This is a genomic window from Streptomyces sp. NPDC096132 (genome assembly GCF_044763345.1).
In the GTDB taxonomy this organism is placed as follows: domain Bacteria; phylum Actinomycetota; class Actinomycetes; order Streptomycetales; family Streptomycetaceae; genus Streptomyces.
The window spans coordinates 307,804-330,399 of sequence record NZ_JBIWGA010000003.1; the positions used below are offsets into that span (position 1 = coordinate 307,804).

Annotated in this window: 22 protein-coding genes; 10 read left to right on the forward strand and 12 right to left on the reverse strand. The window is 72.4% G+C overall.

Annotation, left to right across the window (positions count from 1 at the left end; genetic code table 11):
- The first annotated feature begins 16 nt into the window (after window positions 1-16).
- From ACIRF9_RS09135 to ACIRF9_RS09145, 3 genes are read left to right on the forward strand one after another with little or no spacing between them, the layout of a single operon-like run.
- Window positions 17-322 carry a hypothetical protein gene (locus ACIRF9_RS09135; RefSeq protein WP_403818489.1) on the forward strand — a complete coding sequence of 102 codons (306 nt, stop codon included), beginning with the start codon at window positions 17-19 and terminating at the stop codon, window positions 320-322.
- A 52-nt stretch (window positions 323-374) separates the two neighbouring features.
- Window positions 375-2,465: a SpoIIE family protein phosphatase gene (locus ACIRF9_RS09140; RefSeq protein WP_403818490.1), complete on the forward strand. Its 2,091-nt coding sequence runs from the start codon at window positions 375-377 to the stop codon at window positions 2,463-2,465.
- 22 nt (window positions 2,466-2,487) lie between these two features.
- Window positions 2,488-3,351 carry an Fpg/Nei family DNA glycosylase gene (locus ACIRF9_RS09145; RefSeq protein WP_403818492.1) on the forward strand — a complete coding sequence of 288 codons (864 nt, stop codon included), beginning with the start codon at window positions 2,488-2,490 and terminating at the stop codon, window positions 3,349-3,351.
- 18 nt (window positions 3,352-3,369) lie between these two features.
- Here ACIRF9_RS09145 and ACIRF9_RS09150 read toward each other — a convergent pair whose 3' ends face one another.
- The 5 genes from ACIRF9_RS09150 to ACIRF9_RS09170 all read right to left on the reverse strand — a co-directional run bounded on the left by ACIRF9_RS09150 (window position 3,370) and on the right by ACIRF9_RS09170 (window position 8,594).
- Window positions 3,370-5,991, reverse strand: coding sequence for a caspase family protein (locus tag ACIRF9_RS09150; protein WP_403818494.1), 2,622 nt, complete (start codon window positions 5,989-5,991; stop codon window positions 3,370-3,372).
- Window positions 5,992-5,994: 3 nt separating this feature from the next.
- Window positions 5,995-6,384 carry a hypothetical protein gene (locus ACIRF9_RS09155; RefSeq protein ID WP_403818496.1) on the reverse strand — a complete coding sequence of 130 codons (390 nt, stop codon included), beginning with the start codon at window positions 6,382-6,384 and terminating at the stop codon, window positions 5,995-5,997.
- Window positions 6,385-6,575: 191 nt separating this feature from the next.
- On the reverse strand, window positions 6,576-7,235 hold the full coding sequence (locus ACIRF9_RS09160; protein WP_403818497.1) for a zf-HC2 domain-containing protein: 660 nt from the start codon (window positions 7,233-7,235) through the stop codon (window positions 6,576-6,578).
- A gap of 140 nt (window positions 7,236-7,375) precedes the next feature.
- Window positions 7,376-7,888, reverse strand: a complete 513-nt coding sequence (locus ACIRF9_RS09165; protein ID WP_403818499.1) for a hypothetical protein — start codon at window positions 7,886-7,888, stop codon at window positions 7,376-7,378.
- A 157-nt stretch (window positions 7,889-8,045) separates the two neighbouring features.
- Window positions 8,046-8,594 (reverse strand): sigma-70 family RNA polymerase sigma factor, encoded by a 549-nt coding sequence (locus tag ACIRF9_RS09170; RefSeq protein WP_403818501.1) that lies wholly within the window; start codon window positions 8,592-8,594, stop codon window positions 8,046-8,048.
- Between the two features lie 253 nt (window positions 8,595-8,847).
- On the opposite strand from ACIRF9_RS09170, the gene ACIRF9_RS09175 reads away from it, so the two are divergent.
- Window positions 8,848-9,999 carry a CapA family protein gene (locus ACIRF9_RS09175; protein ID WP_403818503.1) on the forward strand — a complete coding sequence of 384 codons (1,152 nt, stop codon included), beginning with the start codon at window positions 8,848-8,850 and terminating at the stop codon, window positions 9,997-9,999.
- A gap of 4 nt (window positions 10,000-10,003) precedes the next feature.
- Here ACIRF9_RS09175 and ACIRF9_RS09180 read toward each other — a convergent pair whose 3' ends face one another.
- On the reverse strand, window positions 10,004-10,513 hold the full coding sequence (locus tag ACIRF9_RS09180) for a MarR family winged helix-turn-helix transcriptional regulator (protein WP_403819021.1): 510 nt from the start codon (window positions 10,511-10,513) through the stop codon (window positions 10,004-10,006).
- A gap of 66 nt (window positions 10,514-10,579) precedes the next feature.
- Between ACIRF9_RS09180 and ACIRF9_RS09185 the strand changes: the two genes are divergently transcribed.
- Window positions 10,580-11,395, forward strand: coding sequence for an alpha/beta fold hydrolase (locus ACIRF9_RS09185; RefSeq protein WP_403818505.1), 816 nt, complete (start codon window positions 10,580-10,582; stop codon window positions 11,393-11,395).
- Window positions 11,396-11,417: 22 nt separating this feature from the next.
- Here the strand turns inward: ACIRF9_RS09185 and ACIRF9_RS09190 are convergent, their stop codons facing one another.
- Window positions 11,418-11,903, reverse strand: a complete 486-nt coding sequence (locus ACIRF9_RS09190) for a universal stress protein (RefSeq protein ID WP_403818507.1) — start codon at window positions 11,901-11,903, stop codon at window positions 11,418-11,420.
- Between the two features lie 204 nt (window positions 11,904-12,107).
- Between ACIRF9_RS09190 and ACIRF9_RS09195 the strand changes: the two genes are divergently transcribed.
- Window positions 12,108-12,950, forward strand: a complete 843-nt coding sequence (locus ACIRF9_RS09195) for a polysaccharide deacetylase family protein (RefSeq protein ID WP_403818508.1) — start codon at window positions 12,108-12,110, stop codon at window positions 12,948-12,950.
- A 33-nt stretch (window positions 12,951-12,983) separates the two neighbouring features.
- On the opposite strand, the gene ACIRF9_RS09200 is transcribed toward ACIRF9_RS09195, so the two are convergent.
- Window positions 12,984-13,655: a class F sortase gene (locus ACIRF9_RS09200; RefSeq protein WP_403818510.1), complete on the reverse strand. Its 672-nt coding sequence runs from the start codon at window positions 13,653-13,655 to the stop codon at window positions 12,984-12,986.
- 333 nt (window positions 13,656-13,988) lie between these two features.
- Between ACIRF9_RS09200 and ACIRF9_RS09205 the strand changes: the two genes are divergently transcribed.
- Entirely contained in the window at window positions 13,989-14,498 is a 510-nt protein-coding gene (locus tag ACIRF9_RS09205; RefSeq protein ID WP_403818511.1) for a hypothetical protein, read from the forward strand.
- A 46-nt stretch (window positions 14,499-14,544) separates the two neighbouring features.
- Here the strand turns inward: ACIRF9_RS09205 and ACIRF9_RS09210 are convergent, their stop codons facing one another.
- The 3 genes from ACIRF9_RS09210 to ACIRF9_RS09220 form a co-directional block, all read right to left on the reverse strand.
- Complete coding sequence (locus ACIRF9_RS09210; protein WP_403818513.1) at window positions 14,545-15,078, reverse strand: hypothetical protein; 534 nt, start codon at window positions 15,076-15,078, stop codon at window positions 14,545-14,547.
- A gap of 226 nt (window positions 15,079-15,304) precedes the next feature.
- Window positions 15,305-16,069: a hypothetical protein gene (locus tag ACIRF9_RS09215; RefSeq protein WP_403818515.1), complete on the reverse strand. Its 765-nt coding sequence runs from the start codon at window positions 16,067-16,069 to the stop codon at window positions 15,305-15,307.
- 21 nt (window positions 16,070-16,090) lie between these two features.
- Entirely contained in the window at window positions 16,091-16,219 is a 129-nt protein-coding gene (locus ACIRF9_RS09220; protein ID WP_403818516.1) for a hypothetical protein, read from the reverse strand.
- Between the two features lie 842 nt (window positions 16,220-17,061).
- Between ACIRF9_RS09220 and ACIRF9_RS09225 the strand changes: the two genes are divergently transcribed.
- The 3 genes from ACIRF9_RS09225 to ACIRF9_RS09235 all read left to right on the forward strand — a co-directional run bounded on the left by ACIRF9_RS09225 (window position 17,062) and on the right by ACIRF9_RS09235 (window position 21,310).
- The gene (locus ACIRF9_RS09225) at window positions 17,062-18,030 is read left to right on the forward strand and encodes an SCO0930 family lipoprotein (RefSeq protein ID WP_403818518.1); all 969 of its coding nucleotides are present in this window, start codon (window positions 17,062-17,064) and stop codon (window positions 18,028-18,030) included.
- 326 nt (window positions 18,031-18,356) lie between these two features.
- A complete protein-coding gene (locus ACIRF9_RS09230; RefSeq protein WP_403818520.1) occupies window positions 18,357-19,169 on the forward strand; it encodes an SAM-dependent methyltransferase in 813 nt (270 codons plus the stop codon).
- The gene (locus ACIRF9_RS09235; RefSeq protein WP_403818522.1) at window positions 19,166-21,310 is read left to right on the forward strand and encodes a putative bifunctional diguanylate cyclase/phosphodiesterase; all 2,145 of its coding nucleotides are present in this window, start codon (window positions 19,166-19,168) and stop codon (window positions 21,308-21,310) included. The genes ACIRF9_RS09230 and ACIRF9_RS09235 overlap by 4 nt, the downstream gene beginning before the upstream one ends.
- 350 nt (window positions 21,311-21,660) lie before the next feature.
- Here the strand turns inward: ACIRF9_RS09235 and ACIRF9_RS09240 are convergent, their stop codons facing one another.
- Window positions 21,661-22,509: a LysR family transcriptional regulator gene (locus ACIRF9_RS09240; protein WP_403818524.1), complete on the reverse strand. Its 849-nt coding sequence runs from the start codon at window positions 22,507-22,509 to the stop codon at window positions 21,661-21,663.
- Between the last annotated feature and the right edge of the window lie 87 nt (window positions 22,510-22,596).

The window sequence follows — 22,596 nt, forward strand, 5'->3', positions numbered from 1 at the left end:
CGTTCGGGAGGTAGAGGTGCGAGTACCCGTTGCGACCCTCACCGCCTGCGCCCTGTCGGCGGTGCTTCTCGTCGCCGGACGCGGTGGTACGGCGACGGCCGGCGAGGAGAACGGCACACCGCCGGACGCCGGAGTCGTCCTCCCGGCGGCCGAGGGACAGGATGCCGTCGAGGACACCGGGGAGGCCGTCGAGGACACCGGGGAGATCGGTCCCGAGACCGTCCCCGAGCTGCCCGACCTGCCCGACGGCGGCGGCCTGGTGCCGGACGGGCCCGACGAGTCCGACACGACCGAGGTGGTCGACGGCATCGCCCTCGACTGACAGCGCCCCCTCCCCGGTCGAAGAATCGGACGAATCCTGGCAAGGTGGCCCCATGGCTGATCGGGGAGCGAGTGCCCTGTCACTCCCGGACGACTGGCCCGCCCACCCGGATCCGATCCTGGCGCTCAACCGCATGGGCAGCTTCGACTGGGACCTGGACTCGGGGCTGTTCCACATGGACGCCCGGGCGCACGAGATCTTCGACCTGCGGCCCGACGAGTACGACGGCAACCCGGTCTCCCTCGCCGTGCGCGTCCCGCCCGGTGAGGGCGAACGCCTGGACGAACTGGTCTCCCAGGCCATCAAGGACGGCAGCGAGAACTACGGCGCCTACTTCCGCATGCGGCTGCGCGACGGCACCCTGCGCTGGACCCACACCCAGGGCTACATCCGCCGCGACGGCACCGGCCGTCCCCGCCGGATCGTCGGCATCGTCCGCGACGCCACCGACGAGCTCAACGACCTCGCCGAGCGCCAGGAGGCGGCCGCCGTCGACGACGCGCGCCGCGAGCAGACCAACGTCGTGCAGCTGACCACGGCCGCCCTCGCGCACGCCCGGACCGTGCAGGACGTCATCGACGTCCTCAAGGACACCCAGGGCCTCACCCACCTCGGCGCGACCAGCCTCGTCATGGGCCTGGTCGAGGCCGGCCGCATCCGGCTGATCGCCGAGGGCCCCGAGGGCAGCTTCGTCCCCGGCACCCTGGTCACCGGGATCGACGAGCCGTACCCGATGAGCGAGGTCGTCCGCACCCTCACCCCCCGCTTCATCGAGTCGCCGGAGGAGTTCGCGGCCGGCTATCCCGTGCTCTGGCCGCACATCACCGACCTGAGGATCACCTCCGCGGCCTATCTGCCGCTGATCGTCCAGGCCCGCCCGATCGGCGCGATGGGCCTGCTCTACAGCAACCGCGAGGGCTTCAGCCAGGAGGAGCGCAACATCCTCGTCGCCCTCGGCAGCAGCATCGCCCAGAGCCTGCAGCGGGCCATGTTCTACGAGCAGGAGAAGGACATCGCCCAGGGCCTCCAGCAGGCCATGCTGCCGCGCACCATCCCCAGCGTGCCCGGCGCCGACGTCGCCGTCCGCTACCGCGCCGCCACCATCGGCGGCTCCCACGGCCGGGACATCGGCGGCGACTGGTACGACCTCATCCCGCTGCCCGGCGGCCGGGTCGGCGCCGTCATCGGCGACGTCCAGGGCCACGACACACACGCCGCCGCCGTCATGGGCCAGCTGCGCATCGTCCTCAAGGCCTACGCCGCCGAGGGCCACACCCCGGCCACGGTGATGGCCCGCGCCTCCGTCTTCCTCCACGAACTCGACACCGACCGCTTCGCCACCTGCCTCTACGCCGAGGCCGACCTGTCCACCGGCGTCGTCCAGGTGGTCCGCGCCGGGCACATCGACCCCCTGCTGCGCGGCCCCGACGGCACCTGCCGGCGCGTCCCCGTCCCCGGCGGGCTGCCGCTCGGCCTGTCCGCCGAGTTCGGCAGCCTGGAGTACCCGGTCGGCACCGTCGAGCTCGACCCCGGCCACACCCTGCTGCTGTGCACCGACGGCCTGGTCGAACAGCCCGGCGCCGACCTCGACGACGGCATGCGCAACCTCGCCGCCCTCATCGCCGCCGGGCCCGCCGACGTACGCCGCCTCGCCGACCAGCTGATCGACGTCGCCGAGGAACGCGGCGGGGACGACGACGTCGCCCTGCTCCTGCTGCGCCGGCGCGGACTGGACACCGCGCAGACCGGCGGCCGGCTCCAGCAGCACGTCGCGCCCGGCGACCCGGAGGCCCTCGCCGCCGCCCGGCACATGATCAGGGCCGCCGTCCGCGCCTGGGGCGCCCGCGACCGCGCCGACGAGATCGAGCTGGTCGCCGACGAACTGGTCACCAACGCCCTCATGCACACCGAGGGCGCCGCGATCGTCACCCTGCGGGTCCTCACCGGCGGCGGCGACCGGCGGCTGCGCGTCGAGGTCGAGGACTCCTCCAGCGCCCTGCCGCGCCGTCGCGAGGCCGGCGAGTCGGGCGTCTCCGGACGGGGCCTGCTCCTGGTGGACCTGCTCGCCGACGTGTGGGGCGTGGAGGCGCGGGGCGGCGGCAAGTGCGTGTGGTGCGAGTTCGTCGTACGCGAGGACCGCTGACCCCTCGTGGCACTCTGGACGTATGCCGGAACTCCCCGAGGTCGAAGCGCTGAAGGACTTCCTGACCGAGCACGCCGTCGGCCATGAGATCGTGCGCGTGCTGCCGGTGGCGATCAGCGTCCTGAAGACGTACGACCCTCCCCTCGCCGCCGTCGAGGGCCACGAGGTCACCGCGGTGCACCGGTACGGGAAGTTCCTCGGCCTGGAGACGGAGGGCGGCCCGTTCCTCGTCACCCACCTCGCCCGGGCCGGCTGGCTGCAGTGGAAGGACCGCCTGCCCGACGGCCCGCCCCGCCCCGGCAAGGGCCCCCTCGCGCTGCGGGTCGCCCTGGAGACGGGCGAGGGCTTCGACCTCACCGAGGCCGGCACCCAGAAGCGGCTCGCGGTGTACGTCGTCCACGACCCGCAGGAGGTCCCCGGCGTGGCGCGCCTGGGCCCGGACCCCCTCGCCGCCGACTTCGACGAACCGCGCCTGGCCGCGCTCCTGGCGGGTGAACGCCGGCAGCTCAAGGGAGCGTTGCGCGACCAGAGCCTCATCGCGGGTGTCGGCAACGCCTACAGCGACGAGATCCTGCACGCGGCGCGGATGTCCCCGTTCAAACTCGCGGCCTCCCTCACCCCGCAGGAGACCCACACCCTCTACGAGGCCCTGCGCGGCACGCTCACCGAGGCGGTCGAGCGCTCCCGGGGGCTGGCCGCCGGGCGGCTGAAGGCCGAGAAGAAGAGCGGGCTGCGCGTCCACGGCCGCACCGGGGAACCCTGCCCGGTCTGCGGCGACACCATCCGCGAGGTCGCCTTCAGTGACTCCTCCCTCCAGTACTGCCCCACCTGCCAGACCGGCGGCAAACCACTCGCGGACCGGCGGATGTCGCGGCTGCTGAAGTGACGCCGGCGGGAGCCGGGTTCACCAGACGCTGTTGGTGATCGGGTACGCGATCACCATGATCGCCCCCACGACCAGTGCCGGGACCGCCAGCAGCCTCGCCGTCCAGATCACCGAGCCGGTCGTACCCGCCGAGGAACTCGTGTAGTGGCGCGGGCGCGCCTCCAGTTCGTGCCGGGCGAGGGCGCACAGCAGCAGGGCCACCGCCGCCGTGACCAGCGAGGCGATGAGCGCGACGAACATGCCCGAGTCGCGGACGTGGTCCCCGAGGTCGCCCTTCAGGTCCTGCAGCGCCTGCAGCGCCGACCACCCCTTGAAGACGGCCCGTGCGGCGGTGCCGACGGAGACGACGGCGAGGACCAGCGCGCACCCCGCGAGCACCGGTGCCCGCTGTGCGGTCGTCGTCCGGGTCCGACCGGTGGTACCGGCCGAGGGCCCGGGCGAGCGTGCGGGCGCGGGCGCCCGGCCCGGCGCGGGCGGTCGCTGCGGCGCGGGCTCCTCGCGGACCGACGCGGACGTCCCGCCCGGCCGGGTCGGCGCTCCGCCGTCGCCGTGGGCGGGTGCGTTGCCATGGGGCGCGGCGCGGGGAGGGGTGTGGCCCGTGCCGCGGTTGCCCCTCAGCAGGCGTCCCCGAAGCAGGCCTCCGCCCCGGCTCGCGGGCCCGCCCTTGCCCCCGGCAGCCCGGCCCTCGCTCGTCGGCCTGTCGTGGACTTCGGCCCGGCCGCCGCTCGCCGGCCCGTCATGAACCCCGGCATGGCCCCCGCCCCATCCCGGCCCGTCATGAACCCCGGCACGACCGTCACCCGTCGGCCCGCCGAACATCTCGCCCCGGCCCTCGCTCGTCGGCGCGCCAGGCACCCCGCCCCGGTCTCCGCTCGTCGGCGCGCCAAGGGCGCCGGCCCCGCCCCCGCCCCCGCTCGTCGGCCCGGCCTGGACCCCGGCTCCGCCTCCGCTCGTCGGCCCGCCGGGCACCCCGCCCGCACCCACCGGCGCGCCGGGTACCCCGCCCGCCGGCCCGCCAGGCACCCCGCTCTGACCGCCTGTCGCTCGCGCGCCAACGCCCTCGGCTCCGCCCCCGCTCGTCGGCCCGCCCGGGCCCTCGGCTCCGCCCCCGCTCGCCGGCCCGCCGGGCACCCCGCCCGCACCCACCGGCGCGCCAGGTACCCCGCCCGCCGGCCCGCCAGGCACTTTAGGCACTCCAGCCCCGCCATGGACGCCGACCCCGTCTCCCCTCGTCGGCTCGTCGTGGACGCCGCCCGCGACGGCTCCCCGTGCCGGCTCGGCGGTGGGCAGGATTTCCTCCACCGGTCGTCTCATCGGCGGTGGCGGGGGAGGGGGAGGCGGGGGAGGTGGTGCCTCGGGCTCGGGCTGGGGGACGGGTGCCGGTACGACCTCCGCCTCCACGCGCAGCGTCACCTCACCGGCGGCGCCCCTCAGCTGCAGTTCCCCGCTGAGCCGCCCCGGCTTGGAGGTGTCGATGCTGACGTCCAGCCCCTCGGGCGACTCCTCCGCCCGCAGCCAGTCGCCCGCCGGAGGTGCGGGATGCGCGGTGACGGTGTGGGCCAGGGGCGGGCCGAGCAGATGGACGGGCCGGTGCGGGGCCTGCGCGTCCTGCGGTACCCGGCCGAAGTCCAGCCGCACCGGATCGGGCCGCAGATCGGAGTCGGCCACGGCCTTCCTCGCCTCGTCCGAGACCACCCGTATGTCGTTCTGCACGATCTCCTCGAGCGCCTCGCGCGCCCCCAGCGCCTTGGCGAGGTCCGTGCTCTCCAGCCAGGCGTGCAGTTCGGCCACCGCACCCAGCCGGGTGTAGAAGTTGGCGGCCTCCATGGCCTTGCGCAGGGCCGGCGGGACCGGCTTGGCCACGATGCGCCGTCGCCGGCTGTGCGCGAGGTACATGTCGCCCTGCATGTCGACGGTGCGGCCCGGCGTCTGGTTCGGGCTCTGCTGCCGGACGTGGTCGAAGACGTACTCGTACAACTCGTCCAGGGAGACCTCGCCGTCCGCGTCGAGGTCGGCCTCACCGGTGGTCAGGCCCTCCACCACCGCGTGGGTGAAGACGGAGGGCCGCGGGGCGGCGGTCCGGGTGAGCTCGGTGCCCTCGAAGGCGTACTCCATGGAGTTGGAGGCGGTGATCACGGCCCAGCCCCGTCCGCCGCCGAGCCGCTCCCCGGCGAAGGACTCCAGGACGTGGACGTCCCCGGTGGCGCGGACCGAGGACGCGCCCCGGGAGAACGCGCCGCCGTAGCAGCAGTCGAGGAACAGCACGGTGCGCCGGGCCCGGGTGCGGAACATGCAGTGGCGGACGAACTGCGCCGAGATCGCCGTCGCCTCCAGCAGCCGGGGCTCCGTGTCACGGGCGGCGAAATACAGGGATCCGGATTCGCTTTTCAGGCCGTGACACGAGAAGTGCACCATCAGCGTGTCCTCGCGGCTGCCCTCGGAAAAGAAACGCTCGACGCCGCGCCGGATGGCATCCACCCGTTCGTTTCTCAACACTTCCACATCGAAATCGCCGACCTCGGGATCGCCCAGGACTTCGGCGAGCAAGACGGCGTCCTGCGCCGGTGCCCGCAATTGTCTGAGGCCCTGGTCGTCGTACTGGTCATTGGCGATGATCAGCGCATGCCGGGTGGTGGTCATGGCTCACGCCTCGATCGTGGAATGGCGGCTGACGAACAGGTCGAACGCCTCCGACACCTGTTCCGTCGTCGCCTCGGTGATCTCCAGCTCGTCGTGGTCCAGGGTCAGCCGCAGGGTGGGGCGCGAGCCCCGGCAGCGGCCGAGCCAGTCCCGGAGGGCGTTCATGACCTGGGACAGTCCGGCGGCGGAGCTCCCCAGGCTCACCAGCAGGGCGCCGATCGTGGTGACGTCCACGGCCCGGGCGCCGGGTGGGAGCTCTTCCTCGCCGGTGACCGTCGTGACCTCGTCCACGTCGAGCTGCAGCAGTTCTTCGCGCAGAAAGCCGGTCAGTGCCGCGATGTCCTCGGCTTCCGCGCCTTCCTCGGTCAGGAGGATTCGCAAAGTCTTTTCCATCGTTGGCTCCACGTCTCGACAACATTTTGTGCCGAAACGCGTGCCGACGCAAATCACGATTTGTCGGATTTCTCCGAGCGGAATGCTGCCCGGAATCACCGTCCGGAGGAATCGCTGTCCGGTGAAATCACTGTGCGGGCTTTTGGTTGAACGTCGTCCTCGAAGTGACCTGAACTCACTCCGGGCCGGTGTCAGTGGGAGGGCAGCGTGACCAGGTGCTCGCCCTCGGCCGTGCGCAGTTCGTACCGGGCGACCTCGTCGGGGTGATAGGCGGTGCCGCCCTTCATCGTGTTCGGGCGGGCGTCGTGCAGGGGAACGTTCCAGCTGGTGACGGTCTGCTCGGAGCCGTCGTGGCCGACGGCGATCAACCGGCAGTCACGGGGACCCGCCCCGTCCTTCACCTGCAGCTCGATGTCGCTGCCCCACGCCTCGTCCTCGATGGTCACCTGCGCCCACACGCCCGACTTCTCGTCGGTGGCGGTGACCTGTACCGCGTCGTCGCCTTCGCTGCCGCCGCCCGCCATCATCGCGACTGCGGGGCCGACCAGCGCGATCACCACGGAGGCCGCCAGGGCGAACATGACCCGCCGGCGGGCGGCCCGGTGCCGGACGGCCACCTCGGCGAGCAGTTTGTCCAGCATCCGCGGCCCGGGCCCCGCGAAGGGGTGCACGGTGCGCGGCGTGGCCCGCCGGTAGAGCATCATCTGCCGCGCGGTGGGGCCGAACTCCGTGACCGCCGCCGCGCATTGAGGACACTCCATGAGGTGGTCCTCGAAGCGGAAGGCCTCCGCCTCGTCCAGCACGCCGAGCGCGTACGCGCCGACGTCGCGATGCCTCTCCAGGGACCTCATGCCGAAACCTCGTGCCGTTGAGTGCCAGTGGGGTTACTCCTTGCTCCCACCGGTACGGACCAGGCACTCGAATCACTCAGGCGCGTACCGAATCGTGACCCAGATGTTCGGAGCGGCCGGGTCCCCGGATTGGTCCCAATCTAAAAAAGATGGATCGCGAGGTGTCCGAGGGGCAGTCCGAGCTGCCACGCGGGCGTCCAGACCTTCGGTCCCTCGTCCTCGCCGACCGGCGTACCGCCCGGCACCGCGTTGAGATCGGGGGCGAGCAGCTCGGTCTCCTCCAGCCATCGCCAGGCCGCCGCGGCCAGCTCCAGATCGGGAGCGGGCCCCTCCGACTCGGCGGCCTCGGCCGTCAGTTGATCCATACGTTCGGCGACCCAGTCCTGCCACGGCTGGTCGTACGCCGTGAGCGAAAGCCAGGTCTCCAGTTGGGTGACCACCCGGATGCCGGGCAGTTCGCCGTCGGTGTCGGACAGGAAGATGGTGAGCGCCAGGGCGTCGCGCCCGGCGCGGAACTCGAAGGACGTCGGCGGCATCAGATCGCCGGTCCGCAGCAGTTCGTCGGCGATGTACTCGGCGTACAACCAGGCCATGGGGACGGTCAGTTCACCGCCGCCGGCGCCGTCCGTGCTCTGATGACCTCTGTGCAGCATCCCTTCCTGCCTTCCTCCGGTGCGTGCGCGTCGCCCGTCGCCGGGCCCCTGGAGTCCGGTGGCCGGCCCTCAGTCCGGAACACGGATAAGGACACCCGATTACTCAACCGGGGTCCTCGGCAAGGCGCTTTACGAAGGCTTGACTCGGCCGTGGGTTTCAGCCCAGGTCGGGCGCGTAGCCGGGAAGCACCCGGCGCAGGGCGCGCAGCGCGTAGTACGCGCGGGACTTCACGGTACCGGGCGGGATGCCGAGGGTTTCGGCGGCCTCCGCCACACTCGCCCCCTGGAAGTACACCAGCACCAGGACTTCACGGTGTTCGGGAGTGAGTGTCTTCACAGCCTCGCGCACATCGAGGGTCGCGGCGGCCCGCTCGGCGTGGTCGGCACAGACCGGCGCGTTCTCCAGCACCGCGTCCCCGACCTCCGGGGGCCGCGCCTGCCGGGCCCGCCGCGCGTCGATCGCGAGCCGCCGGCCGACGGTGAGCAGCCAGGGCCGTACGGACTCGAAGGCGTCGGTGCGCAGGGCTTCGGGATGCTGCCAGGCGCGGACGAGGGTCTCCTGGACGAGGTCCTCGGCGCGCTGGCGGTCGCCGTCACAGAGCCTCAGCAGCAGCGCGAAGAGCGGCCGGCCGTGCTCGCGCTGCAGTGCGGCGAGTTCGTGGTCGGCGGTCGTCGTCCGTGTGGTGAGGGTGGTTCCGGCGGTCATGGGCGTATGGCACCGCAAGGGACCGGTTCCGGACAGGGCGCGCACACGGCTCTGCGACGGACGGTCGATCGCGTCGACGAACGGTTCGACGAACGGTCGGGGATGAGGGTCCGTCCTCCGGATCGGGGCGGGTGCTTAGGCCGTTCGCGCGCAACGGGCGGGCCGTCGGGAGCGGCGGGTCGGTCTGTCCGGGGTGATGCGCTAGGAGTGAAGCATGCGTAAATATGACAATCCATCCGAAGCGGGGTGATCCATGTTCCTCGCGCGCAGACACCAAGTGGCCCTGGCCGTCACCGCCCTCCTCGCCGCGGGCGCCGCCTGCCAGGCCCATGAGCGGCAACCGCCCCAGCGGCCGGGTCCCCCGGCCTCCTCCGCCGCCCGCGGGTTCACCCTCGTCGCCTCCGGGGACGTCATCCCGCACAGCTCGGTCATCGAGCGCGCCCAGTTCGACGCCGGCGGCACCGGCTACGACTTCCGCCCCATGTTCGAGGACGCCAAACCCGTCGTCTCCCGGGCCGACCTGGCTCTGTGTCACATGGAGACCGTCTACGGCGCGAACGGCTTCTACACCGGCTCCCCCGTCTTCAGGTCCCCGCCCGAGATCGCCCAGGCCCTCGCCGCCACCGGCTACGACGGCTGCTCCACCGCCTCCAACCACAGCCTCGACGACGGCGTGGCCGGTGTGCAGCGCACCCTGGACGCCCTCGACGGCGCGGGCGTACGGCACGCGGGCACCGCCCGCTCCCCGTCCGAGGCCGACTCGGTCACCCTGCTGCGCGCGGGCCCCGCCAAGGTCGCCCACCTCGCCTACACCTACGGCACCAGCTCCCCGGTGCCCCAGGGACAGCCCTGGACCGTCGACCTCCTCGACGAGAACCGCATCCGCGCCGACGCCAAGGCCGCCCGGAAGGCGGGCGCCGACGTGGTCGTCGTCTCCCTGCACTGGGGTACGGAGTGGCAGGACGCGCCGGACGACCGCCAGCTCGCCGTCGCCCGCACGCTCACCGCGTCCCGCACCGGCGACCGCCCGGACATCGACCTGATCCTCGGCACCCACGCCCATGTCCCGCAGGCGTACGAGAAGGTCAACGGCACCTGGGTCGTCTACGGCATGGGCGACCAGATCGCCGGTGAGATGTTCAACCTCCAGGGCGTCCAGGACCCGCGCGGCAACGAGTCGACCGTCGCCCGCTTCACCTTCGTCCCGCCCGCCCGGGCCGGCGGCCGCTGGGAGGTGGCCAGGGCGGAGTTCGTGCCGCAGCAGTTCGACGTCGACGCGGGCCGGGTGGTCGACCTCAACGAGGCGCTGGCCCGGGGTGCCGGTGTCCAGGGCGTACGCGACCGGATCCGGGACGTCGTCCTCAGCCGGGGCGCGGCGAAGGACGGGCTGGTGATGGGGGAGTAGGCGGTCACTCCTCGACGTCGACGTGCTCGAACGTCCTCAGCATCTCCGTCAGCACACGGACGCAGCCGCGGACCTCGGCGTCGGTGAGGCCGCCGCCGACCTGGCGGTTCAGGGTGTGCTCGCGGTCGAGGACGGCGGTGACGAGCGCCCGGCCCGGTTCGGTGAGCCGGATCAGCGACGAGCGCTGATGGGCCGGGTTCGGGATGCTCTCCACCCACCCCTGTGCCGCCGCGTCGTTGACCATGCGCTGGACGAACTGCCGGCTCAGCGCCATGACCCGGCCCATCTGCGGAACCGTCATGTCCCCTTTCTTGCGCAGCAGGTCCAGCACGGAACGGACGCCGACCGAGGCGCCTTCGACCGTCTCGCCCTGCTCCACCTTGCGCAACGCGCGCCGGTAGAGCGGTCCGACGAGGTCGAAGACCTCGGCGAGACGCCGGCCCAGTTCGTCGGGCGGGAGGGGTGCGTCGCGGTCGTCGGCGGCTGCGGGACTGGCGGTGTCGTTCACCCCCACATCATGCACGCCCCCCACATGACAACCAGGTTGCCAAAATCTGGGAAGGATGACACCTTGGTTGTCATGACTGCTGCTTCGGAACTGAAGTACTTCACCTCCTCCGACGGCGACCTCGCCTACCGCGAGGCCGGGGCCGGGGACCTCGTGGTCCTCGTCCACTCCGGATTCGTCGACCACCATGTCTACGACGCCCAGCTGCCGGCGCTCGCCCGGACCCACCGGGTGATCGCGCCGGACGTGCGCGGCCACGGCTCCTCCGCCAACGCGTCACGGCCGTTCCGCTGGACCGACGACCTCGCCGAGCTGCTGCGCCACCTCGACGCGGGCCCCGCCGTACTCGTCGGCGTCTCGATGGGCGGCATCATCGTCAGCGACACGCTGCTGGAACACCCGGAGCTGGTCCGCGCGGCCGTCGTGTGCGGCGCCTCCACCGGCGAGTTCGAGGACTCGGACCCCTGGCACCAGGAGATCCAGGCCGAGACCACGCGCGCCCTGGCCGCGGGAGACATCGAGGGCTGGATGAAGGCCTTCCTGGCCTACGCCCCCGGCCCCCGCCGCACGCTCGACGACGTCGCCCCGGACATCCCGCGCCGACTGCGCGAGATGGCTCTCAGCACCCTCTCCAAGCACACCCCGGGAGAGAAGGACTGGCTCGTGCGGGTGACCGACACCTGGTCCCGGCTGCCGAAGGTCGACGTCCCGGTGCTCACCCTGAACGGCGCGCTCGAGACCGCCGACGTGATCACCGCGGCGCGGCGGCTGGCCGACACCGTCCAGAACGGACGGTCCGTGCTCATCGAGGGCACCGGGCACTACCCGAACATGGAGAAGCCGGAGGAGTTCACCGCGACCATCCGGGAGTTCCTCCGCACCCTCTGAACCCTCCGAACAGCACCTGCGGCTACGGCACCACCGTCACCGGCCACCGTCCCGCCTTCACCAGCCGCACCGCCACCGAGCCCACGATCCGGTGTCCGGCCTGCTCGGAGGCGCCCACCACCACCGCGTCGGCCTTCAGTTCGTCCGCGGCCTTCGACAGCCCGGTGAACGGATCGCCGTGGAAGGTGTGGAACTCCCAGCGCACGTCGAATATCCCGCGCATGCGCTCGGTGGCCTCCCGGATCTGCGCGACCAGGTCCTCGGCGATCTGCCCGGTCGTCTCCGCCACCGGCACCCCGAAGGCCGCACCCGCCGCCATCACCGGCTGCACGTACACGACGGCGAGCAGCGCGTGCTGGCGGCGGGCCAGACCGCCCGCGTAGGCCGCGGCACGCAGGGAGGAGTCGGAGCCGTCGACCCCGACCAGGATGACCTTGGGGCCGTCCGTCCCCCGCTCGAACCGCTGCGAGGGCTCCTGCGAGGGCTGCTGCGAGTGCTGTTCCGTCACGGCCCCGAGGCTATCGGAACCCCCAGGTCCGGCCCCTGCCCGGGCCGCACCGCGAGCTCGGCCGGCGGCAGGCCGCCCACCACCGCGGCACCACGCTGGGGGGAGCCGTTTTCAACTCCTGGGACTGAATCGGCGCTGCGCCGGAGGGTGGAATCGTGTGACCGGTGCGGTGCGGCCGGGGCCGGGCGGGCGACTGATGAGTGCATGAAGACGGATCAGTTGTTCACGCGGCGCCGGGTGTTGCTCGTCGGCGCCACCGCCGCCGCAGGGGCGGCCGGAACCGCAGGACTGTTCGCGTGGGGTCCGGACGGGACATCGGGCAAGGCCGCCGGTCCGGCCTCCGGCGCGCCGGCCCGCGGCCTCGCGCTCAAGCCCTCCGCCTACCGACTCCAGCCGCTCACCGGATACGGTCCGCCGCCCACCACCCCCGGCCGCACCCCGGTCCGCCGCGCACCGCTGCTGAGGCTGCCCGGCCGCGGCCGCACCATGGTGCTGACCTTCGACGACGGCCCCGACCCCCGTTACACCCCCCGCATCCTCGACATCCTCGCCGAGTACGACGTCCGCGCGATGTTCTTCGTGTGCGGGGAGATGGCCGTCGACCACCAGGACCTGCTGGCGCGGATGGCCGACGAGGGGCACGTCGTCGGCAACCACACCTGGTCCCACCCCCTGCTCACCAGCCTCTCCCGCCGCCGGATCCGCTCCGAGATGACCCGCACCAGCGAGGTCATCGAATCCGGGTACGGGGAGCGCCCCCGCTGGTTCCGCGCCCCCTACGGCGCCTGGAACCGCGCCGCCTTCCAGCTCGGCGCCGAACTCGGTATGGAACCCCTCGCCTGGACGGTCGACACCCTCGACTGGACCACCCCCGGCACCCGCACCATCGTCGACCGCGTCCGCAAGGGCGCCGGCCCCGGCGTCGTGATCCTCTCGCACGACGCCGGCGGCGACCGCACCCAGAGCGTCAAGGCCCTGCGCCGCTATCTGCCCCGGCTGCTGGACGCCGGCTACCACATCACCGTCCCGAAACGGCAGTACACCTGACCGGACCGCCCCGCCCGCCCGGCCGGGAACCGCTCAGCGGACCTCGACCAGGCGGGCGAAGGCGACGACATTCCCGTCGTATCCGTTCGCCTTCGAAAAACCGCCCCCGCAGGTGATGACCCGCAGTTCGGGCGCCCCCTTGGAGGCGTAGACGCGGTCGCCGGGGAAGTTGTTCTTCGCGAAGACCTCGATGCCGTAGATCTCGAAGACCGCCGTCTTTCCGTCCTTGCGGGTCACCTCGACGCTATTTCCCTTTTTCAATGCCCCGAGTCCATAGAAAACGGCCGGTCCCAGTTTGTTGTCGACATGGCCGACCACCACCGCCGTGCCTTTTTCACCGGGCGACACCCCACCGGTGAACCAGCCCGCCAGATTCGGGTCCTCCGGCGGCGGCGCCCCCACCCAGCCGTCCGCGTCGAGCCCGACCGGCACCACCGGGGCGTTCACCTGGATGGCGGGAATCGCGACCCGGTCGGGCAGCGCGTACGGCAGCGGGTCCGGCGCCTGCCCGAAGGCGCCCGCGGTGCTACGGCTGTCCGGGGCCGCCGCCGAGGCGGGCTGCGGCGGGCCGAAGTCGAACTCCCCCGAACCATTCCGGATGAGCGCGAGACCGGTCAGCAGCACCAGCGCTATCACGCCCCAGGGGGCACGCCTTCTCCGCCGTTCCTCCTCTTCCGCCACCTCGAACAGTTCGTACGCAGACATGCGGCATCCCCTTTCGACGCGGCCGCCGCCGCGTCCCTTCGCGCATAGCAGAACGCTAAGTCCCCTATCGGAAACCGGCGACGGCTCACGTGCGAACGGGTGGCCGCCGCGTCTTTCGGTGCGCCATCCGAGTCGCCACCGAAAGTAATTTTCTGACGGTCCGTGACCTGCGGCGATATCCGATTGCGTGCTTGTCCCCCGGCGTGTCCTCTCACCAGGACGGACCATTCCCGAAATGCGGGCGCGTGCACGGCAACTGAGGGTCGTTGCGGGAGGCGTTCTCTCGCCGACAGACCGGGGACGGGACCCGGGGCGCCTTCCGCGGAGGATCACATGCGCACCACTCGTCTACTGACGGCCTCGGCGGTCTCCGCCGCCGCGGTCGCCGCCCTCGGCCTCGCGGCCCCCGTGGCCGTCGCGCGCGACGGCGTGAACATCAGCCCGATCAACATCGTCGTCCTGCCCAGCGTGATCGCCCGGGGTGGCCAGATCACCGTCACCATCGACGGCTGCCCGGGGGGCGGCACCATGACCTCGGACGCCTTCGGGACCGCCACCCTCAGCTCGTTCGGCGGCGGTGGCAACCAGTCCGCCAGGGGCACCGCGACCATCAGCGGCAACGCCCGCCCCGGCACCTACGACCTCACCGTCAACTGCTCCGGCCGCACCCTGGTCAGCCCCCGCGCGTTCACCGTCCTCGGCGGTGTCCGCGGCGGTCTCGGCGGCGGCAGTTCCAGCGGCGCCACGCCGACCGACATCGCCATCGGCGGCGGGCTCGTCGCCGCGGCCGTGGCCGGCGGCGGAGTGTTCTGGATGCGCCGCCGCGCCGAACGCCGCGTCTGAGCCGCGTGCTCGCACACACCTGACGGCACCGCCCCGGGCGGTGCCGTCAGACGCCGTCCACACCGCCGCGCCGACGCGAGAGGCGGTACGCCGCCCCGACCGAGCCCGCGACCAGCGCGGCGCCCAGGCCGATCTCCTTCGGATCGAAGCCGGCGACGGTGCCGCCCCCACCGGCGTGCACCCCCTCGGGGACCGGGTACGGCTCCTCGGTGGGCCCGTGCCCGGCGGAGACGGTCAGCTCCTTGACGGCACTGAGGCCGCCGCACGTGAACGTCACCCGGTACACCGCCCCGACCCTCGCCTCCCGGTCGACCAGCGCCACCGCCGACGTCGAGCCGCTGGGGATGACGACCGCCCCGAACACCTCCGACGACACCGTCACGGACCCCCTGCAGCCACTCGCGCCGCGGTCCACCTGGAGCGTGACCTGGCCTCCCACCACGACGGTGGCGGGCAGCAACCCGTAGCCACCGGACATGACGTAGTGGTCGTCGTCGTCGCTCGCCACGGCGGCCGGTGCGGCGACGGTCAGAGCCGTCAGGCACAGCAGGGCGGCCGAGGCGACGCGTATCGCGGGCATGGCGGATCCTCCGGTCCCCGAGGAGCGGCTGCGGACCTGTTCCGCTCGTGCCGGAAATACACCTCGGTGACCGAAACGCTAGGAACAGGTGTGCGTCCGCGCGATCGCAGTCGCGCGAATGGGGCATAGGCGTGGGCCGCTCGGGGGACATCCGCTGCCGCGAACGGGGGACGGCCACGGCGTGGCGGCCGCGTCCGTCCCCGCGACGGTGCGTCGGGCCCCGCGGTCAGCCCCCGGCGTTGGGGAACAGGGTCAGGAAGGGTTCGGCGGACGCGCTGATGCCCCGGCTGTAGGGCGCGTCGAAGTCCCAGATGAGGAACAGCAGGAAGGCGATCAGGGCGGAGAACAGTCCGGCCAGGACCAGCTCGCGGGGTGTGCGCCGGATCTGCAGGGCGAAGACCATGCCGATGGTGATGACACCGCCGGCGAGCAGCCCGAACCACACCACTCCGGGCATGGTCGCCCCGGTCGCGCCCGCCCGGGCGTGGCGCGCCTCGTCCGCGGCGGCCATCTGGTCCAGGAGCGGCTGGTAGGCCTGCGCCTGGAAGTCGTCCTTGGGTTCGTAGTCGGTGACGTCGACCCGGACCCGCTGCAGGAGTTCGTCCCCGCGCTCCGTCACCTCGCCCTTGTCCTTCATCGTCTTCCACTCCGTGGTGACGACGTGTCCGACATAGGCGTTGACATCCTCCCGAATGCGGTCACGGACGTCGGCCGGGTACACCCGCACCCGCTCCGAGATCTCGTGCAGCGCCTGCGCCTCCGCCTGGACGTGGTCCTCGGCGCTGCCCCGGGCGTCCCAGACACCGGCGATGGCCAGCCCGAGGACGATGGCGTACACCACGCCGATCCACATCGTCATGTACTCGATGACGTCCGGCGTCTCGGAGGGGTCCTCGTCCTCGGCCGCCGTGCGGTGCCGTACGAGGGTCACGATGATCACCACCGCGCAGGCGGCGAGCATCGCGAAGGTGAGAACAAGCCATTCCGGCAAGACAGGCCTCCTGGATCGGCGCTAGCGGGGCCGCAGCGCGGCGACGGCGGCCAGCGCGGGCACGGTGATGAGCAGGACGTAGGTGACCGGCGGTGTGCTGTCGCCGGACGGCCGCGGGCGCGGCGCGGAGTGGTACGCCGGGTAGCTCACGGGGGTCGCCGAGGGGCGTGGCGTGGGCTTGGGCGGCGTGGGTCTCGGCTTCGGCGGGGGGGTGGGGGTGGGCGTCGGCCGGGGGAGCGGTGCCGCGGGAGCGGGCGGCGGGGGCTTCGGCGCGGGCCGGTGGGTCGGCCTGGGGCTCGGCTTCGGGGGAGGTGTGGGCCTGGGCGTCGGTTTCGGCGTCGGGGTGGGCTTCGGTTCCGGCTTGGGCGGAGGCGGCGGAGGAGGTGGGGGTGGCGGTGGGGGCTTCGGGGTCGGGCAGACCGTGGGCATCGGGGGCTCGGGGAACTTCGGCGGTGCCGGTGCCGGTGGCGTCGGCGGCGTCGGCCAGGAGCGGCTTCCCGCGACCGCCACCGCCGTGGTGCCGTCCGGGCCCGTCGAGGCGTACGCGCACGCGTCGGCCGCGGCCGTCCCGGCCGGCGCGGCCGCGAGGATCCAGGCCGCGGTCACCAGGGACAACGCCCTGGCGACGAGGGCGGATCGGGTCGGTTCGGGTCCATGCACGACGGAGATCATGCGGCGCGCCACGCCCCCGTACGCCCCAGCTCGAGGGGATTGCCCCGAACGGGGGAAGTCCGCGCCCCGGGGTTTGGCGGGCGGATGTTCGCGCGTCCACCCCGCGCACAAGTGTGCGACCCCCGCGGCGCGCGCCGCCGCAGCCCGCGGCACGCTCCGCGGCCTGGCCGGAAGCAGTCCCCGGCCCCCCGGATCACAGACGTCGGAAAGAAATTTGTGCCGCGTTTGAACACAACGACGCCCGCCATGCGTACCCAGTGCCGTGCGGCGGCGCAGCAGGGCGCTGCAACATCCTTTGAACTATCAGGGAGTTGTTGACGATGAAGACCTCCTGGCGGAGCGCCTCACTCGTGGCGAGCGTCGTGGGCGTGCTGACGCTGACGACGGCGTGCGGTCAGGAAAGCGGCTCTGCGTCGAGTCAGAACGTGGGCGCCACGGCCCAGGCCGGCAGCATCGCGGGCGTCGGCAGCGGCACCGGCACCGGCATCACCGGCGGTGTCGGTACCGGTACGAGCGCCAGCCCGAGCGCCGCCGGCGGGGCCGGTGCCCAGGGCGCCGCGGGCGAGCTGGCCATTTCCACCAACGCCGAACTCGGCAACATCCTGACCGACTCGAAGGGCATGACCCTCTACCGGTTCGACGCGGACACCGCCGAGCCCCCGAAGTCGAACTGCGACGACGACTGTGCCGCCGCCTGGCCGCCGGTCTCCGCCGACGACGTCAGCGCCGGCGACGGCATCGACAAGTCGCTGCTCGGCGAGGTCACCCGGTCCGACGGCACCAAGCAGCTCACCGTTGACGGCTGGCCCGCCTACTACTACGCCAAGGACGCCAACCCCGGTGAGACCACCGGCCAGGGCGTGGGCAACAAGTGGTTCGCGCTGGCCCCCGACGGCAAGAAGGCCAAGGCCGAGTCCGCCAGCGCGGGTCTGTCGGTCCGCAACGACCCCAAGCTCGGTGAGATCGTCGTCGACAAGAACGGCATGACGGTCTACCGCTTCCTCAACGACAAGGCGTGGCCGAAGCCGGTCTCGAACTGCAACGACGCCTGCCGGGACAAGTGGCCGATCGTCGACCCCGTCGACTTCGCCGACACCAAGGGGATCCAGGAGAAGGGCTACATGAACTTCACCCGGTCCGACGGCGACAAGCAGCAGACCATCAACTGCTTCCCGATCTACACCTTCTCCGGTGACAAGTCCCCCGGCGACATCAACGGCCAGGGTGTCGGCGGCACCTGGTACGCCGTGTCCCCGAAGGGAGAGCTGGTCGGCGCGCCCAAGCAGTAGCGATCACCTCCCCAGGGCTGATCCCCGCACCTGCTGAACGAGCGCGTTCGACCCCCGGTCCGCCCCCTCTGCGCCGCACGGAGGGGGCGGATCGCCGTTTTCCCGTTCATCCCGGGTGTGCGTAGACTTTCGCCGCCCTTCAGGCCTTCCGGAACTCTCCGGAATGTCCCGGGTACTTTTCGTAGGCCCTTCGGGGAAGTCGATCCGGCACGTGCCGCAGGCAGTGACCGGGAACGGACGGTCAATTTCCGTTTCCACTCGCCCCTTTGGCGGGCGATCAGTAGCCTCAGCTCGAACACCGGATCGCCTACGCCTTGGAGAGATAGATGGAGCGTCCCGCCTGGGCCCCCCGGAGCATCGACATCTCGGTGCCCAGCGTCTCGCGGATCTACGACTACTTCCTGGGCGGTTCGCACAACTTCGAGGTCGACCGGGAAGCGGCCCGCAAGGCCATGGAGTTCATGCCGGGACTCCCCAAGATCATGCAGGCGAACCGGGCGTTCATGCGGCGCGCGGTGCGCTGGGCGGCCGGCCAGGGCATCACCCAGTTCCTCGACGTCGGCTCGGGGATACCGACCTTCGGCAACGTCCACGAGGTCGCCCAGGCAGCACGCCCCGGGGCCCGCGTCGTCTACGTCGACCACGACCCGGTGGCCGTCGCGCACAGCCAGGCCGTGCTCGAGGGCAACGAGGACGCGGACGTGGTGGCCGCCGATCTGCGCAAGCCGCAGGACATCCTCGGCAGCGCGCGCGTGCGCGATCTGATCGACTTCGACCGGCCGGTGGCGCTGCTGCTCGTTGCCATACTGCACTTCGTGGAGGACGCGGACGACCCGTACGCGGCGGTGGCCGAGCTCGGCGCGGCGCTGGCACCCGGCAGCGTGCTCGTCCTCAGCCATGCCTCGTACGAGGGAATCCCGCTGCCCCAGAAGCGGGCCGAGGGAGCGGTGGGCGTGTACAAGGACATCCGCAATCCGCTGATCATGCGCTCGCGTGACGAGATCGCACGGTTCTTCGAGGGGTACGACATGGTGGAACCCGGACTGGTGCCCATGCCGGAGTGGCGGCCGGAGACAGCGCCGGAGGACGAGGATCCCTATGCCTTCTCCGGTTTCGCCGGCGTGGGGCGTACCGCGTGACGGCCGCGCCGGACGAGCCGGAGGACAGACTGCGCCGCTTCGCGACGATCTGGAGCCGGGCCGTGTTCCCGGTGACGTCGACGTCGTTGACCCGGCCGGAGTTCGAGGAAGAACTGCTGCCGTCGGCCCGGCGGTTGCGTGAGGCGCTGCTGGCCAGGACCTTCGACGCCGACGCGGGCAGGGCGGTGGGCGCGGCCCTCGTCGAGGCGCACTGCACCGACCCCGAGGCGCTCAGCCGCGCCCTCGACTGCGTCGACGCCTACCTGGTGCTCTACTGCGGCGAGGACGGCCCCCAGGAGGACCTGCGTACCCGCGCCTCCCGGCTGCAGCACGCCATGGCCGCCGGATACGCCCAGGCCCTGCGCGAGCGCACCCTCGCCGAGCAGGAGGCCATCGCACGGGCCGCGTTGCAGGCCCAGGGCGTGGTCGCGCAGGCGCTGCACGCGAGCGAGGCCCGCTTCCGCGCGGTCTTCGAGGGCGCCGCGATAGGGATCGGCATGGCCGATCTCGAAGGCAACATCCTCCAGGTCAACGGCGCCCTGCTGCGCATGTTCGGCATCTCCGAACAGACCATGCACGGCCGCAACGTCAGGGAGTGGACGCACCCCGAGGACGCGCCGCAGACCTGGAAGCTGTACGACGAACTCGTGCGCGGCGAACGCGAGCACTACCACCTGGAAAAGGCGTTCTACCGCCCTGACGGAACGGTCCTGTGGACCAATCTGACGGTGTCCCTGCTGCGCGACGCGGACGGCAACCCGCAGTACCAGCTGGCCCTGATGGAGGACACCACCGAGCGCCGGCTGCTCAACCTGCGGCTGCGCTACGAGGCCACCCACGACGCGCTCACCGGCCTGCCCAACCGCACACTGTTCTTCGAGCGCCTGGAGAAGGTGTTGGGCGCCGGCGAACACCAGCGCTTCGGCCTGTGCTACCTCGACCTGGACGGCTTCAAGACCATCAACGACAGCCTCGGCCACGCGGCCGGCGACCAGCTGCTCGTCGAGGTCGCCGACCGGCTCCAGTCCTGCGCGACCGCGCCCGGCGAGATGGTGGCCCGCCTCGGCGGCGACGAGTTCGTGGCGCTGACCACCGGCCCCGACACCCGCAGCGAGGTCGACGAACTCGCCGCCCGCATCCAGAACGTGCTGGTCGCGCCCGTGCGCATCGACGGCCGTGAGCTGACCGTGCGCGGCAGCATCGGCATCGTGGAGGGGCCTGCGGCGGAGCGCAGCGCGGCGGAGGTGCTGCGCAGCGCCGACATCACCATGTACCGGGCCAAGTCCGCGGGCGGCAACCGCTTCGAGCTCGCCGACCCCGAGGCCGACGCCCGTGCGATCACCCGCCACGGCCTCACCACCGCCCTCCCGGCGGCGCTGGAGCGGGGCGAGTTCTTCATCGAGTACCAGCCGCTGGTCCACCTCGGCGACGGCAGCGTGCGCGGCGCCGAGGCGCTGGTGCGCTGGCTGCACCCGCAGCACGGGGTGCTCGGCCCCGACCGGTTCATCCCGCTGGCCGAACACACCGGGCTGATCGTGCCGTTGGGCCGCTGGGTCCTCGAACAGTCCGTCCGGCAGGCCCGGGAGTGGCGAGAACGGGGCGGGGACGGCGACCCCTTCGGCCCGCTGCGCATCAACGTGAACCTCTCGCCGTGCCAGTTGCACCACCCCGGGCTGGTGCAGGACACGGTGGAGATCCTGGAACGCGCGGGCGTCGAACCGCAGGCCCTGTGCCTGGAGGTCACCGAATCGGCGCTGATCGGCGCCGACGACGACCTGCTCAAACCGCTGCGCCGGCTCGCCGAGATGGGCGTCGACATCGCCCTGGACGACTTCGGCACCGGCTACTCCAACCTCGCCAACCTGCGCCGCCTGCCGGTGAGCGTGCTCAAGCTGGACCGGTCCTTCACCCAGGGCATGCAGCAGTTCCCGGCCGACCCCGTCGACCTCAAGATCGTCGAGGGGATCGTTTCGCTCGCCCACAGCCTCGACCTCGCGGTCACGGTCGAGGGCGTGGAGACCGGCGCCCAGGCCGAACAACTCCGCATACTCGGCTGCGACACCGCCCAGGGCTGGTACTACGCCCGCCCGGGCCCACCGGAACGGCTGCACGAACTGGCCCTGGTGGACGCGACGGGCTGACCCGACGCCCGGCCAGGGACGGCACCGACGGACGCCGCCCCTGGCCGGCGTCGGCCCCTTCCCGCGCCGGAGGCCACGTACGCCCCTCGGCTTCCGACCGGAGACACCGCATCTGCTGACCGCGCGCCCGGCAGGGAGCACGCCCGCCGGGCGGGACGACGCGCCCCGAGATGCCGCGCACGTCCGGTGTGGTCGGGCACGCGGGGGGCCGTGGTCAGCCCGCGGCGCGGTCCTCCCGGGTCGGCCGCGCGACGGGCGGGGAGCACGCCCGTCGGGCGGGACGGCGCGCCCGGAAAGACGCCCCTGAGGTGCCGCGCATGTCCGGTGGGTCCGGTCCGCTCGGGCCGGGGTCAGCCCGCCGCCCGTTCCTCCCGTTCGTGTGCGACCGACACCGCCGCGCGTACGAGGGCCGCTGTCGCCGTCGAGCGGGAGTGCTGGGGCCAGGCGACCGCGAGGACCGCGGGCGGGGCGTCCAGGACCGGGCGGTAGACGACCCCCGGGCGGGGATAGCGTGCCGTGACGGACTCGGGCAGCAGGGCGACGACCTCGTCGAGGCCGACGAGTGTGAGGAGCTGGGCGAGGTCCTTCCCCTTGCCGCGGACCTCGTCGATGTACCGGTACGCCTCGTCGGGGCGCAGCCCCAGGTCGGCGAGGCGCAGCCCGGCCCGGGAGGCCAGCGGGTGGCTCGCGGCGAGGGCGGCGACGCGCGGTTCGGTGGTCAGGCGCTCCGCGTCGAGGCCGGTGCGGTCGTCGTACGGCTCGTAGACCAGGGCGACATCGGCCTCGCCCTCCCGCAGCAGCCGGGACTGTTCGTGCCACGCGCTCAGCCGGACGGCGACCGGGAGCGCCGCGGGGTCGGCCGCGTACCGCGCGAGGATCGCCTCCAACAGCCCGGCGTCCCCGTCCGCCTTCACCGCCAGGACCAGCTTCGGCTCGGTGGCGGCCGCCCGCCGCGCCCGGCGCCCCGCGGCCTCCAGCGCCCGCAGCGCGAACCTGGCCTCCGTCAGCAGGACCTCACCGGCCGGGGTCAGGGACACGCGGTGGGTGGTCCGCTCGAAGAGGACGGCCCCCAGCTCCCTCTCCAGCTGACGGATCGCCCGGGACAGCGGCGGCGGCGAGATGCCCAGCCGCTCGGCGGCCCGGGCGAAGTTCAGCTCCTCGGCGACGGCGACGAAGTAACGCAGCGGACGGGACTCCACGACCTGCCCTCCGATCGGTATTGCCCTCAGGGTAACAAGCGTGAGCGAAGCGGTCCTTCAGTTCGGCGGCGCCGGGCGGCAGGCTCG